This window comes from Holophaga foetida DSM 6591 (assembly GCF_000242615.2).
In the GTDB taxonomy this organism is placed as follows: Bacteria; Acidobacteriota; Holophagae; order Holophagales; family Holophagaceae; genus Holophaga; species Holophaga foetida.
This window is the reverse complement of the sequence record NZ_KI912268.1, coordinates 1,011,872-1,025,971: the sequence shown is the minus strand read 5'-3', so window position 1 is coordinate 1,025,971 and position 14,100 is coordinate 1,011,872. Positions and strand designations below refer to the sequence as shown.

Sequence of the window (14,100 nt, the reverse complement as noted above, 5' to 3'; positions counted from 1 at the left end):
AGTGATATTTTCCAGATCAGGCCCCAGGTAGTAGTGTGGTTCTTGGTCTATGCTTGACTAATCCTTGGGCTTTTTGCCCAATCTTGAAGGAGGTACCATGCGGAAATTGGCTGTTCTACTCACTCTCGGAGCTTCCCTGGGCCTGATGGCCCAGGAAGGCCAGAAGTGGGGCGTGGCCCATGTGGTGGGTGACCGCTTTGATAACACGTCCGATCTGAAGAACCGGATCGGTGGTGGCCTCGGTGCCGGTATGTGGACCGACAACCTGATCGGTCTGGACCTCCGGGGGATCTACATGCCCCAGAAGTCCGAGGCTGGGACCAAGAGCAAGGAGATCCATGCCCTGGTCTCCGTCATGTTCAACCTCCGCCCCGGTGCGGACAACTGGTACCCCTACATCGCCGTCGGCCCCGGCATCACCCGCGCTGGACGCGGTGTTGACAGCAGCAGCTACACCGGAAAGCTGGAAACCGTTTTCAACTACCACGGCGGTGTTGGCCTGATGGGGCGCATCACCGAGAACCTTCTGGTCCAGGGCGATGTGAAGCTCATGCGGGTTGATCTCCCCAATCCCGTCGATCGGAACGAGCTTCTGGCGTCCCTGGGCGTGGGCTACACCTGGGGCGGCCGCAAGGCGACGCCCGTGACGGTTTCGGCTCCTGCCCCGGCTCCCGAGCCTGTGGTGGTTCCCGCTCCCGCCCCTGCTCCCGAGCCTGTGGTGGTCCCTGCCCCCGTTCCTGAGCCCGTTCCCGAGCCCGTGGTGGTCAAGCCTGCCCCCGCTCCCGAGCCCATCAAGATCGTGTTGGATGAAGCCACCCTGCACTTCAAGAATGGCAAGTCCGACCTCAGCCCCAAGGCTGTCGAGGCCATTCAGCGCGTGGCGACCAGCATCAAGTCTTACAGTGGCGACTACACCATCGTGGTCGGCGGACACACCTCCAGCGTGGGCAGCCTTGCCATGAACAAGGCCCTCAGCAAGCGCCGGGCCGATGCTGTGGCCAAGGTCCTGGTGGACAGCGGCGTGAAGGCCTCTGCTGTGAGCACGGAGGGTTACGGTCCTGATAAGCCCATCGCCGACAACGCGACGGTCGCCGGTCAGAACAAGAACCGCCGCGTGGAGATCGATGTGAACCTCCTCGGCGCCAAGGCTGAGGTTCGGGAGCATGTCGTGGGTCTGGAGGAAGCTCCTGTCGCCGCCGCTCCCAAGGCCAAGGTCAAGGCCAAGAGCAAGAAGAAGTAACAGTCTCTTTCGAGAGCACAGCAGGCGGCGGGGGTATCCCGCCGCCTTTCTTATGCTTCGATCACGGCTCTGAGGGCATCCCTATCCTCGCCTCGCCTCTCATCCGCCATGACCTGGGCGAGGATCTCCAGGGCCTCCGGTGTCCGGGTGGCTTTGAGGGCCCTGGCCGCCGCCAGTCGGATCTCCCGGGGTTCGGTGCTTGTGAAGATGCGTCCCTTGCGCTGGATCAGGGCGGCCAGCAAGGGGGTCGCCGTCGGGTGTGCCATCATGCCCAAGGTTTCTGTAGCCTTGACCCTCAGGGCAAGGGGGGCTCTGCTATCCGCTGCGAGGGTGCCAATGGCCGGGATGGCACCGACCGCCTGGATCTGCCCCAGACCGAAGATCACTTCCATCTGGGTTTCGGGGTCCGTTTCCGGGAGCATGGCCTGGAGCGGCGCTCCCGCGGCTGGACCCGCCAGCTTCCATGTGGCGCGCACCGCCGCTTGACGGACGCGACGGTCGGAATGCTTCATGCATGTGGATACGGCCTGGGCTAGTCCAGCGTCGCCCAGGTCCGCCAGCAGGTTGAGGGTGTTGCGGACCAGGTACCAGGCCGGTGCACGGAGGCTGCGCTCAAGGGCCGGGAGGGCCTTGCTTCCCATGGCTCGGATGGTGTTCATCAGGAGAGCGCGCCGACGGCGGTCGGGTTCTTCCCCAAGGCGTTCAATCAGGTGATCCACTCCCGGATCACCAAGGTGCTCGAAGTAGGGGACCGCGACCTGGATCAGTTGCTGGGGGTCCCAGAAGCCTGGGCTCTGGATGGCCAGGTTCATCAGCTCTCGGCTGCTCAGATGGTCCTTGATCTGCTGGATGCCAGAGAGTCGCCAGTCCTGAGCTTCTTCGCTGAAGGTGCAGAAGGCTTCCAGATCCCCAATGAGGGACAGGGGGGAGGCCAGCTCTCCCTTGGATAGGAGCCCGGTGCATATGGCCGCCAGGGCCTCGGTGGTGGAGCGGTGGATGTGGGGAAGGGGCTCCCAGCCGAAGTGGGCGGTCAATCCATGGATAAGGGGGCCTTCCTCTTCCCGCGGGAAACTGGGCAGCCCCATCCAATGGGCCACCCCCGCGAGGCTCTGGGCTGAAATCTCCCGCCGGGCCGTATCCTCCATGGTCAGAGCTTCCAGCAACAGATCGAGAAAGCGGGTGAAGAGCTCTTTGCGTCCCGAGTCCAAAAGGTCCTTGAGGAGGGCCAATCGCTGATCCAGGCTCAGATCCCAGAATAGTCCTCCCTCCACGATCCTCTGGATCCGTGTCTCCAGGGAAAGACTGCCCCATTCAAGGCGCTGGAGCAGGGCGTGAAGGGCGTTTCCCTGCAGTCCTGGCAGGCTTCCCATGGTTTCAGCCAGAGCCAGTCGGAGTCCGGCGGGGGATTGGGGGGCCGAGGGAAGACCTGCGGCGATCGAGAGCTGGGCTTCAGATGGCAGGCTCCGGAGGGCGCTCCTGAACCCTTCCAGGCTCAGCGCATCTGGAAGGGCTTCTCCCCATCCCAGGGTCAAGGCCACTTGGCCCATTGGACTCAAGTCTGCGGGAGGACCCCCTGCCAATGCGGCTTCGAGGGCTTCTTTCCACACGGATGGGTCATCGGGTGGCTGGGAGATCACCCGGGAAGGGGCCGCATCAACCTCCTCCTCTTCTCCCTGGCCACCCTGCACAGCCTTGTACTGCGTCTGGCTCAGGCTGACGAATTTCAGGTTCCGCAGGGCCAGGACGGCGGCAACACCTCCCTGTTCTTCAATCCGCGCTGGCTTAAGGATGAGGACTTCCAGGAGTGCCTGGAGTTCTTCCGGGGGAACGCCCTTCTGGATGACGACTCCGCTGATCTGGCGTTCCGCGAACTGCCGCTGGAGGGCCGCGAGGTGCAGGCTCTGGGCTTCGATGGGGTTGCCGTCCACAAAGACCTTCTGGGCCGAGGTCGCGATATGGAGGCTGGGCTTTTCCTGAAGCCAATCCCCCAGCATGGAGGCGAGGTTCTCGAGGGCGGATCGGGACCGGGGGTGGGCCCCGGTATACATCTGGAGGGCCTTGAGGGTTGCCTGGAGGGCCGTGGCCACGTCCTGGAAGCTGCTCATGCTTGGCTCGTTTTCATGGGATCGCTCCATTCCCGGCGCAACTGGCGATAGTGGTTGGAGATGAACGCGAAGCGCCGCTTCGCTTCCTTCCTGGCAGCCTTGGTGTTCATGCTCTTGACGATGCCCTGGGCCAGTTGGAGCCATGCTTCGCCGCGCTCGAGAATCCTTTCGGTGGTGGTGGGCTGGAAGGCCCCCGAGATGCTGGTGAAGTGGACGAGACTCGCAGCGCCCAGCTTGCTCAGCTTGTCTGCATCCCACAGGCAGGCCGTTTCGATGGGCTTGAGCCGCTTGGTGAGCTTCAGCCCCACATGATGCTCGATGGCATGGCGCACTGCGGGGATCTTCTCCCGGGGGAAGTCCGAACCCGCCAGGATTTCCTCTACAGCGGCACTGGCTGCCTCGGCGTGGGCATCCTTGCCCTGGGCATCCTTGAGATACTTGCGGACATCGTGAAGCCAGGCCGCGCATTCCACGACCTCCGGATCGGCCTCAACCTGGGGAGCCAGCCAGCGGGCGACCTTCACGACAGCCAGGGTGTGCTCGAACCGGTAGTCGAAGACGGGCTCCTGGCAACCCCCGACCTCGTGGCTGATACGCCAGAACCTCAGGGCATCCGCAGCCGAACTGGCCCGGATCGCCGCTTCGCACGCCTCACGCCACGCTCTCATCTGAATGCTCATCCTCAGGAATGTACATCGACTTGGATGTCGGTTCCCTGAAAAACGTTTTTTTCAGCCTCGTTTCAGGATGATCAAAGTCAGTTCCGGGGGCACCAGAAGCCGGTTGGGAGGGCCCCAGAACCCAGTTCCCACACTCGTGTAGACCCACATGGCGCCTTCCCGGCTTAGGCCTCTGGGATGATCGAAGATGGCCGAGACCGCCATGTTCCATGGAAAATACTGGCCTCCGTGGGTGTGACCGGAAAGCTGGAGATCCACTCCGGATCGGGCCGCAGCTTTGGTTCCGGTTGGGGGGTGATAGAGCAGAACCAAGGGCATGTCCGAAGGGGCATTCGCCAGGGTCTTCCGGAGATCCGGTCCCTTGTGCCCCGGTAGGGACCGAGAGGCCGGGTCAGGCATTCCTGCCACCGCGAGACCGGCACTTCCATGTTGTATGATTTGGCACTCATTATCCAGCACCTTCCAACCCATGCCCCGGATCACCTCCAGCCACCGGGTTACGCCAGAGTAGTACTCATGATTGCCGGTGATGAAAAAGACGCCGTGGCGGGCATGCAGAATCCGCATCCGCTCAGCCAGTGGCCGAACGCCATCGGCTTCTCCATCCACAAGGTCCCCGGTGATCGCGATGAGATCGGGATGCAGGGCATTGCTCTGGCTGACCACATGGTCGACCTGGGCCCGGCGTACCAGGGGGCCCAGGTGCAGATCGGATATCTGTACGATGCGGAAGCCTTCCAACTCCTGGGGAAGGCCCGTGATCGGGATTTCCACCCTTCTGACCTCCACGGGTCGAAGGGCCATCACCGCTCCCCATCCGCAGGCGAGGAGGGTCACTCCAAGGGCGCACCCGACGGCCCAGGGGCCGATGCGCCAGCCTCCGAACCTCAGCAAACCCTGGACGATGTCTGCCATTAACAGGGTGACAAAGTAGGTGGAGACGAGGCTGAAGAGGATGTGGGCCAGCCAGAAGAGGGGGGCCACGTGGGAGTCCAATCCCGGCACCCGCTGAAGGATCGGGGCCAGAAAGAGGAGCAGGGTGAAGGCCCCGAAAAAGCCCCAGACCCATGAGGGATGCCGTCCCAGGGGCGGGCACAGGGCCATGGAGCGGAGCGCCATGTAGGAGCCTGCGCCCCCCAGGACTGCGAGAAGGACACCCAGGAACAGGACGATGCGCCAGGCCAAGGAAACGAGCTACTTGGCGGCCAGGACCACCCTGAACCCTGTGCGGTCCGTGGCGGTCGCCGGGGTCAGAAGTGAGCGGGAAGCGGAGCTGCAGGCCTCACCTGACTGGGCCCAGGATCCTCCCCGGACGATCCTGAAGGCCCCGGAGGCGGGGCCCGCCGGGTCGGTCTGGGCGGCATCAGCATAGGGCCCGAACCAGTCCTGGCACCATTCGCTGACGTTGCCATGCATGTCCTGGAGTCCCCAGGCATTGGCTTGCTTTCTGCCCGTGGGTTGGGTGGTATACGACGCATTCACTTCGTACCAGCCCGCGGAGCCCATCAGGTTCGGGCTATCCCCGAAGCTGAAGGCGGTGGTGCTGCTGGCCCGGCAGGCGTACTCCCACTCGGCTTCGGTGGGCAGACGGAAGGCGAGGTCGGCTGGACGTGCGGTCGCTGTGTTCTGGTTGAGGGCCTTGATGAAGGCCTGGGTGTCCTCCCAGCTCACGTGTTCCACGGGCCGCTGGGGATCCCCGGCGAACTGGCTCGGGTTCCCGCTCATCAGTGCCTGCCACTGGCCCTGGGTGACCTCGCACTGAGCCATGTGGAAGGCTTGGGTGAGGGTGACCCTGTGGGGCGGCTGTGCTGTGCCCTCGGAGCCCATGGTGAAGCTTCCTGCGGGGATGGCTTTGAGCACCAGGGCGGAAGCTCCAGGGATGGGAATGGAGAGATCCGCCCCGAAGGCCACGATGGAAACCCCCAGCAGGGGCAAGGCTGAAGCACGCTTGAGGCTTTTCATGAAAAAGGCTCCCCGGAAGGCTGACTCGGATTGCAGTCTCAGTTTACGAAGGACGCATAACTGTCTGATCCATTCTAGTGGTGCCCACGTGAAAAAACTGGATCATTCAAGAAATGAACGGGCACTGCGGGAGAGGGGGCGAGTCGGGTGCCGTCATTGTCCGGTTCCGGCTTCCATGACCTGCAGGAACAGCTCCAGGTTGGGGTTGGTGACTTCTTTCGCCCACAGGGCTCCGTATTCCGAGCGGCAGTCTTCGTCTTCTATCGGAACGATGCGGACGCGCGGGGAGGCGTTCTCCTCCACCACCTGCTGGGCATAGAACGCAATTCCCACCCCAGCTTCCACGGCCATGAACAGGGTCATGAAGCTGGGAAAGGACTGGACGACGTTCATGTGGAAGCCCCGTTTCCTGCACAGCTTCTTGCGCCACTCCAGAGCTTTGTTCCCCAGCATGGGATGGATGCTCACGAAGTGCTGATCCTTCAGGTCGGCCAAATGGAGGCTGGTGCGGGAAGCCAAGGGGTGGTCCGCATGCATCGCTGCCACAGATGGGTCCGAGAGGAGGGGGTGACAGCGCATGTGGGGTGGCCGCTCTCCCTCGAAGAGCATCGTGAAGCCAAGGTCGATCTCGCCCTTGTCGATGGCCTCGGGAATGAAGTCCACCCAGTAGTGGGATATCTTGACCTCCACTTTCGGGTAGCGGTGGGAGAATATGTCCAGCCAGTGGGGCAGGGGCTTCATCTCATACCCCCCCACGACTCCGATGGAAAGTTTTCCGGTCACTTCCGTCCCCAGGAGACGGGTCTTCAGGACGATCTCATCGTAGCTGTCGACCAAGTCCCGGATGGCTCGGTGGTAGTAAACACCGGCCTCCGTCAGCTTCATGGCTCTGGGGCTGCGATGGAAGAGCTGGACCCCCAGACTTTCCTCCAGCGAGGCGATCTGGTAGCTGATGCCGGACTGGGTGATGAAAAGGACGGAGGCCGCTTTGGTGAAGTTCAGATGTTCCGCCGCAGCGAGGAAACAGCGCAACTGCCGGATATCCACTGAGATTCCTCATGGAAAGGTTTAGATGCATTTGATTTGAAATTATCAAATGAGACGGTTTGATTCGGTGAGCTTGTCCAAAGAGCATAGCGGAGGGATGCCTGAGTGGCTATCTCCCTCTTTTTGGGTGCTCTCGTTAAGTGACTGTGAGATGGGTTGTTTGTGCACGTTTGTGAAACTGGTCATATGGTAATTTGTTCTCTTCTATCTAAAAAACAGGGTGTGACACCCAGGATTTCCCGTTTTGGAGTGTTTGGGATTCCCCATAGGCTTGGGCATCAACTCAATAACCCATGGAGGAAAAATGTCTGCCACACAGATGACAGCAGAGGAGCGCCTTGTCGCAAGCATTGCGCTTCAGCCTGTAGACCGCGTTGTTTGCGCTCCCATCATCGAGCAGTATGCGGGGCAGTACGCTGGGATCACCAACCGGGAATTCATGTGGGACTGGGATAAGTGCATGGCCGCCACCCACAAGGTCTGGGAGGACTTCCCGGTCTGGGACAGCAACCCGATCCTGATCCACGGCCGTCACGCGCCAGTGGGCCAGAAGTGCGGTCCAGGCCAGCTCAAGATGCCCGGCACCGATCTGGCGGAGAACGAGCAGTACCAGATCCACGAGTACGAGGCCATGACCCGGGACGACTATGCCATTGTCCGGGAGAAGGGCTTCATGGAGTATCGGATGACCTTTCTGGAGCGCATTCATCATGCGACCCGGGAGGAGGTTCTGGCGGGCATGAAGCAGGCGGCTGTGCTTCGCAAGGATGAGATCGACCGGAGTCTGGCCCGGGGGCAAAGCGTGACCTGGGGCGCCATCATGGGGGTGCTCCCTTTCGATGCCTACTCTCTCATGCGCTCCATGACGGCCTTCTACAAGGATGTCTTCCAGATGGGGGACCAGCTGGAGGAGCTCCTCTGGGCCGTCAACGATGCCGTCATCGCTGGCAGTGAAGCCGTCACGAAGATGGTGGGCAACAACCGTGTCTTTGTCGGGGGAGTGCGGGGGGCCGGGGAATTCATCTCCATCCGCCAGTTCAAGCGCTTCGTGTGGCCCATGCTCAAGGTGATGGTGGAGAAAATGGCGGAGAAGGACATCGTTCCGGTGCTCCACTTCGACGGTGACTGGACTGCCAATCTGGAGTTCTTCCTGGAGCTTCCCAAGGCCAAGTTCATCCTGGAGCTGGATAGCGCCACGGACATCTTCAAGGCCCACGAGATCCTCAAGGGGCACTGCTCCATCAAGGGCGATGTCCCGCCGGCGCTCTTCACCTCCGGCACTGCGGATGATGTGGACAATTACGCCCGCAAGCTCCTGGGCACCTTCAAGAACGGGGATGGGTTGCTCTACTCCTCCGGCTGCAATCTCCCCATGAACGCCAAGCTTCCCAATGTGAAGGCCTTCTTTGAAGCCGTCGAAAAATACGGCCGCTACAACTAGCCCTGAATGACCGCCTTCCCCAACCCCCGTACTCCTCCATTGAGGAGACCCTTCCAAGGAGCAGTTATGAAGACCCGAATGGCCCTTCTTCTTGCAGCAGGAGCACTTGCCTTTCCCGCTTCTGCCGAGGATCTGAACTGGAAGTTCTACGGCACCTTGATGACCTTTGTCGACAATGTCCAGACCACAGGTGTCACCAAGGACACTGCGGCAAACAATTCGTTCGTCACCATCAACCCCGCTGCCACCAACGCTCCCTCCCGGAACCGGATGACCTGCGGAACCTCCAATCTGGGTTTCAAGGGCGACTACAAGGTCAACAGCGATCTCAAGGTGACCTGGCAGTACGAGAGTTCGGTGAGCCCTGACGGCGACGCTCCCAACACCTGGGGTGGCCGGAACTGCGGCCTTGGATTGGCCAGCCAGTCATGGGGCCAGGTTCTCGTCGGGCAGTGGGATACCCCCTACAAGATGCCGATCCTGATGACCGGAGCCATTCGCGGTCTCGACCCCTTCGACAACAACATCACGGGCAATCCCGGCTTCAACGTGCAGGGGACCGTCACCGCGACGGGGCGGGTCGGCGGTACCGGTGCCACGACCAAGTACGACGCGGCTTTCAACCGCCGCCAGGGCAACAGCATCCAGTACTGGTCCCCCACCATCTCCGGATTCTCGGGTCGCCTGATGTACTCGGTGAACGAGGGCAAGACGACGGCGAGCGCCACAGCGGCCTCGATCAATCCGACCCTGCTTTCGGCACTGCTGACATACAAGATCGGCACTTTGACCGTGGCCTACGCCTACGAGCAGCACAAGGACTACTTTGGCCTGACCGCGATGTGCAGCACCACCGCCGCGGGTGTCACCACGCCGACGGGGGTCACCAGCAACGCGGCCATCCTGGCCAACCCCCATTCGAAGGATGAGGGCCACGAACTGGGCATCTACTATGTGATCCCCTCCACCGGGACCCGCCTTGTGTTCCTCGGTGAGCAGCTGAAATATCACAATGACGACACGGTCGCCGGCAAGATCAACGAATACAAGCGATTCGCCTGGTTCGCCTCCGTGCAGCAGACTTTCCTCCAGGATCACAAGGTCTGGTTCAACTACGGGCAGGCCCAGGAAGGGGATGGCACCTTCGTGGGTGGCGCCTCCGCCAACACCAACGGTCTGGGAGCCAAGCAGTTCGCCCTCTGCTATGCCTATGCATTGGGCAAGCAGGCGGATGTCTTCGCGTCCTACTACACCGTGAAGAACGACAAGGCTGGCACCTACGGCCCCTTCCCCCAGCTGTCCATGGGTAACGGGGTCAACGCAGGCGGCGAGGTCAAGGGCTTCGGGGTGGGCATGCTCTACACCTTCTAGCGGGTGACGCTGTGACCAGGGGATTCGAACAGGGAAAAGGGTGGGAGCCGACAGGCATGGGTCTGGTCCCTTGTTCAAATCCCTATGGAAGGCCAGACCGCTGGTCGTGAATTGGCTGACGGTCTGGTTTGTTTTGCATGTGTTGTTTGAATGCTTATCGTTGCGATTCAAGGTGAATGGTTTGGATTGATTTTGTTATTCATTTTTCATTTAAAACCAGGAGGTTGACCTATGGGCAGATCCGTTTCGATAACTCAAATACTGGACGACAATCCCTTCTCGATGTACCAGGTCTGGGTTTGCGCCTTGTGCTTCGTCATCATGTTCTGCGAAGGCTACGACATGATGGTCATTGGTGTGACCATGCCCAAGATCGCCGATTTCCTGCACTGCAAGCCCAGTGCCTTGGGTTTGGCAGTGAGTGCCGGGCAGCTGGGGCCTCTGATCGGTGCTGCAGCCCTGGGGGTGGTGGCGGACAAGTTTGGCCGCAAGCGGACGCTGATCGTCTCCACCTTCATATTCGCATTCTTCACCTACATGATCACCTTCATCACCTCTCTTGAGACACTGGCCCTCTATCGCTTCCTGGCGGGTATCGGCCTGGGTGGTGCCATTCCCAACGCCCTGTCCTATGGCAGTGAGTGGGCGCCCAGTAACAAGAAGGCCACCCTTGCGACCACCATGTATGCCGGTGTGGCCGTGGGCTCCATGGCCACGGGTTTCCTCGCCGCCTCGGTGCTGCCCAGGTTCGGATGGCAGACCATGTTCCAGCTCGGTGGCATCGTACCGGTCCTCATCGCGCTGGTCCTGATCTTCCTCCTGCCGGAGACCCTGGAATATACGATCAAGGGCGGTGACAAGGAGAAGCTCCTCAAGATCGTTTCCAAGATCGCGCCTTCTCTGGGCAGGGAGGAGGGCCTGGAAATCTACTCCACTGAGAAGAAGATCGTGGGCTCCCCGGTCGTCCAGCTCTTCCGCGAAGGTCGTTCCTTCACCACGGTCATGATCTGGCTGGCCTTCCTCTGCAGCTTCTTCCTCCTCTGGTTCATCGCCGCCTGGGCCCCCAGCCTCCTCCGCAAGAGCGGCGCCACACCCCAGCAGTACGGCATCGCCTTCGCCTGCATCAACATCGGTTCGCTCATCGCGACCCTGCTGATCGGTCGCCTGATGGACAAGTTTAACAAGTTCAATATCCTCAAGGTCTTCTTCATTGTCGCCTTCGTCAGTGTGGTGGTCTTCGGTCTCTCCTCCAGTGCTGGCCTGATGACCCTCTCTGCGCTGTGCGTGGTCATGGGCTTCTTCGTGATCGGTGGCAATTCCGGCTGCATGGGCCTGGCCACCCTCTCCTACCCGACAGATCTTCGTGGCACGGGCATCGGCTGGGCCTACGGCGTAGGCAAGATCGGGTCCCTCCTGGCCCCGGCGGTCGGAGGTATGCTCCTGGCCCGTCAATGGTCCGTGAGCAAGATCTGCAACGTCATGGCCTTGGCCGCACTGCTGGTGGTGGTGGTGGTGTTCGTCCTGCAGGTCTATGTGAGGAACTCCATGGTCAAGGGCACAAACGCTGCGGGGGCGGGTGCCAAGTAGCAGACTTCGGCCGCCAGTCATGTCTGGCGGATGACGAGAACCCAGGCCCTTCATCGCTTCGGCTGTTGGGAGGCCTGGGTTCTTCACTTGGGGCAATTGCCGGTGTCGCTTGCCGGCTCTCCTTCCGGGAATGAACATGTGGACTGATCGTTTGAGAGGATTGGGTTGGGCTGCCGTCGGTTCAGTCCTTCTTCTGGCTGGTGCAACGCTTGGTGCCCAGGCTCCCCACCGCGGCCCTCTGCGGGCCGAAGGCGGAGAGTGCCTGGTGATCACCATGTCCATCCTGAGCGAGGTGTATTCGAGCAGGACGCCAGGCTTCCAGCTGGAGGTCAGGGGGGTGCCCGAAAGCAAGGCGATGCAGGATCTCACTTCGGGCACCATACAGATCGCCTTGATGGCCAGGGATGCCGCTCCTGAGGAACTGGCGGCCTTTACCGCCAAGTGGGGGTATCCCCCGACGCGGGTTGCCTTGGCCATGGATGCTCTGGTCGTGGTGGTGCACAGAGACAACCCCATCCAGTCGATGCGGGTCGAAGAGACCAATGCCGTCTTCACTGAAGACCGCGAGCTGGGCTGGCCTAAGGATATCCTGACCTGGGGGGATGCGAATGTCCGAGACCCGGCCTGGGCCTCCAGGCCCATTGTCATATTCACCAGGGCCCGGGATTCCAGTGTGAAGAATCTCATCACCCAGTTCCTGCACCCCTCAGATCGCCGCAGGCCGGCGAAGGCGATGCCAGACGCCATGGCGATGACCGAGGCCATTGCCGCAGAGCCCGCGGGGATATGCTGCGCCAATATGATCGATGTCTTTTCTTCCCTGAAGGCGATCGGGATTACGCCCATCGGTTCGAACAAGCCCATTTGTAGCCGTTCAGCCCCCTCCGCATGGAGGGGGTTTCTGATTCCACGGGGACCGCATCAGGCTGTGAAATCCGGTGCGGCGATTCCGACGAGGCTGGCCTTCATGGCCTGAGTCAGCCACTCCAGCAGGTCCACGCCGCGCTTCCGGGCCGTGCCTGCCAGGGTCAGCATGCGCTCCACAAAGCGGGCGCCATGCTCGCTCTCCACCCCCAGGCTCACCTTCCGCCACAGCACCGCCTTGCGGATCGCCCTCTCGGCTTCATTGTTGGTCGGCACCACCCCTTCATGGGTCAGGTAGGTCCAGAGTCGATCCCATTGCCGGAGCAGATCGTTGGCTGTCCCCCGTGCTTTCTTGGTGGTATCGGGGTGCTTCGCCAGGATCTCGAACCGCTCCCGCATCTCCGCCTGGATCGACTGTGTCCCCTTGGCCAGTTCCTCCCGACTGATTTCCTCTTGCTCACACTGGTGCCACAGATGGAAAGCCTTGTCGCTGGCCAGCTTCAGCATGCAGCCCTGGGTTCCCGTCTCACCCTTGCTCTCCAACATCCCCTGCACGTCACGTCGAATGTGGCTGTGGCAGAGCTGGTGCTTGGCCTTGAGGAACTTCTCGTAGGGCTTCCATCGGTCGCGCTGGATGATGCCCGGGTAGTCCTCGCCGAGGATGTCCTTGGCCTGCGCTTGGCCCCGTCCTGGCAGAAGTCGGAAGGCTTCGGCCTCCGCCGTTGCGGCGACCCAGAGCCACATCCGATCCTCTCCGCAGCGACCGAACCCCGTTTCATCGGCGTGCACCACTGGGGAGGCCTTCACCTCTTCGTGGATCGCTCTGGCAGTCGGGGCCACAGCCTCGCTCACCGACTTGCAGCAGGCCGCCACGGAACCCAGGGACATCCGCACGCCAAAGACGGATCGGTGCATCACCATGATCTCCCGCTTGGTCAGCCGGAAGCGCCCCGAGAGCACCCCGGTGAGCGCCTGGAGACGGGGGCCGAAAGCACCCTTTGGGGTCCCCACCGGCGCAGCCGCGCGGGTGACATGCCCGCACCGGGGGCAAGCTTTGGACCACTGCCTCAGCTCCGTGATGAAGGCCCGGAACGCTGGCGACTCGCAGAACTGCCGGATGATGGCATCCCGCCGGGGGGCCTGCTCCAGGGATTCCCCGCAACGCTCGCAGGCCTCGGGATCGGCGTCCTTCACCTCATCCACCTCCTCGGGCGGAACCTGCTCCCGGGTCTTTCCGGCGTGACCCGGCTGACCGCCGCGCTTCCGTCCACTCGGATCTACCGGTGGCTTGCGCTTCCTACCCATGTCCGAACTGGGGGGCTTGGAGCTGTTGCCGGAGTTCTGGGTGATGCGCGCCTCCAGATCCGCCACGCGCCCCAAAAGCTGTTCCACCATTGCCTTTAGGGCCTGGTTTTCAGAGATCAGCTGACGCTCGTTCTCGCTCATTCCATGAGCATGGCCACCCTGAACGAAAAGTACAACCTAATGGCTCATATGGACTGAATTTGTAAGCGTCCATCCCCCTGCGGGGGCTGAACGCTTACGCCCATTTTTCCTACACCTCAAAACGTTTCCTGCGGTGCATACCCCTGGTCCCGCTTCCTTTCGGTGTACGTGAATATTCCCCCCAAGCAAGGGCTTGATGCGACGTTGAGAGCCTTTCTCGCCTTCAGTCTGTCTCCCGAAGGTCAGGAGGTTGTCAGGGCTGTTGGGCAGGCACCTCTCCCGGCAGACATTACGGCGCTCAATCTCCTCAAAGTGACTGGTGTCTTTGATTCCTCAGCAGCTTCGATCCGGTGAGAG

At 61.5% G+C, this 14,100-nt stretch carries 11 protein-coding genes; 5 read left to right on the top strand and 6 right to left on the bottom strand.

Going from position 1 to position 14,100, the window contains the following annotated elements; genetic code table 11:
- Positions 1-97 precede the first annotated feature (97 nt).
- The gene (locus HOLFODRAFT_RS22600) at positions 98-1,240 is read left to right on the top strand and encodes an OmpA family protein (protein ID WP_005034324.1); all 1,143 of its coding nucleotides are present in this window, start codon (positions 98-100) and stop codon (positions 1,238-1,240) included.
- Positions 1,241-1,290: 50 nt separating this feature from the next.
- On the opposite strand, the gene HOLFODRAFT_RS0204435 is transcribed toward HOLFODRAFT_RS22600, so the two are convergent.
- From HOLFODRAFT_RS0204435 to HOLFODRAFT_RS0204415, 5 genes are all read right to left on the bottom strand, one after another.
- Complete coding sequence (locus HOLFODRAFT_RS0204435; protein WP_005034326.1) at positions 1,291-3,345, bottom strand: HEAT repeat domain-containing protein; 2,055 nt, start codon at positions 3,343-3,345, stop codon at positions 1,291-1,293.
- Positions 3,342-4,013 (bottom strand): HD domain-containing protein, encoded by a 672-nt coding sequence (locus HOLFODRAFT_RS22595; RefSeq protein WP_005034328.1) that lies wholly within the window; start codon positions 4,011-4,013, stop codon positions 3,342-3,344. Before HOLFODRAFT_RS22595 ends, HOLFODRAFT_RS0204435 begins: the two co-directional genes overlap by 4 nt.
- A gap of 63 nt (positions 4,014-4,076) precedes the next feature.
- Positions 4,077-5,210, bottom strand: a complete 1,134-nt coding sequence (locus HOLFODRAFT_RS0204425; protein ID WP_005034329.1) for a metallophosphoesterase — start codon at positions 5,208-5,210, stop codon at positions 4,077-4,079.
- Between the two features lie 9 nt (positions 5,211-5,219).
- Positions 5,220-5,987, bottom strand: coding sequence for a formylglycine-generating enzyme family protein (locus tag HOLFODRAFT_RS19305; RefSeq protein WP_005034331.1), 768 nt, complete (start codon positions 5,985-5,987; stop codon positions 5,220-5,222).
- A gap of 153 nt (positions 5,988-6,140) precedes the next feature.
- Positions 6,141-7,034, bottom strand: a complete 894-nt coding sequence (locus tag HOLFODRAFT_RS0204415) for a LysR family transcriptional regulator (RefSeq protein WP_005034333.1) — start codon at positions 7,032-7,034, stop codon at positions 6,141-6,143.
- A 304-nt stretch (positions 7,035-7,338) separates the two neighbouring features.
- On the opposite strand from HOLFODRAFT_RS0204415, the gene HOLFODRAFT_RS0204410 reads away from it, so the two are divergent.
- From HOLFODRAFT_RS0204410 to HOLFODRAFT_RS0204395, 4 genes are all read left to right on the top strand, one after another.
- Positions 7,339-8,475, top strand: a complete 1,137-nt coding sequence (locus HOLFODRAFT_RS0204410) for a uroporphyrinogen decarboxylase family protein (RefSeq protein ID WP_005034335.1) — start codon at positions 7,339-7,341, stop codon at positions 8,473-8,475.
- A 66-nt stretch (positions 8,476-8,541) separates the two neighbouring features.
- Positions 8,542-9,846 carry a porin gene (locus HOLFODRAFT_RS19300; protein WP_005034337.1) on the top strand — a complete coding sequence of 435 codons (1,305 nt, stop codon included), beginning with the start codon at positions 8,542-8,544 and terminating at the stop codon, positions 9,844-9,846.
- 231 nt (positions 9,847-10,077) lie between these two features.
- The gene (locus HOLFODRAFT_RS0204400) at positions 10,078-11,433 is read left to right on the top strand and encodes an MFS transporter (RefSeq protein WP_005034340.1); all 1,356 of its coding nucleotides are present in this window, start codon (positions 10,078-10,080) and stop codon (positions 11,431-11,433) included.
- A gap of 136 nt (positions 11,434-11,569) precedes the next feature.
- The gene (locus tag HOLFODRAFT_RS0204395; protein WP_158412915.1) at positions 11,570-12,409 is read left to right on the top strand and encodes a PstS family phosphate ABC transporter substrate-binding protein; all 840 of its coding nucleotides are present in this window, start codon (positions 11,570-11,572) and stop codon (positions 12,407-12,409) included.
- On the opposite strand, the gene tnpC is transcribed toward HOLFODRAFT_RS0204395, so the two are convergent.
- Positions 12,355-13,743 carry an IS66 family transposase gene (gene tnpC / locus HOLFODRAFT_RS0204390; RefSeq protein ID WP_005031572.1) on the bottom strand — a complete coding sequence of 463 codons (1,389 nt, stop codon included), beginning with the start codon at positions 13,741-13,743 and terminating at the stop codon, positions 12,355-12,357. The genes HOLFODRAFT_RS0204395 and tnpC overlap by 55 nt on opposite strands.
- Positions 13,744-14,100: the final 357 nt, after the last annotated feature.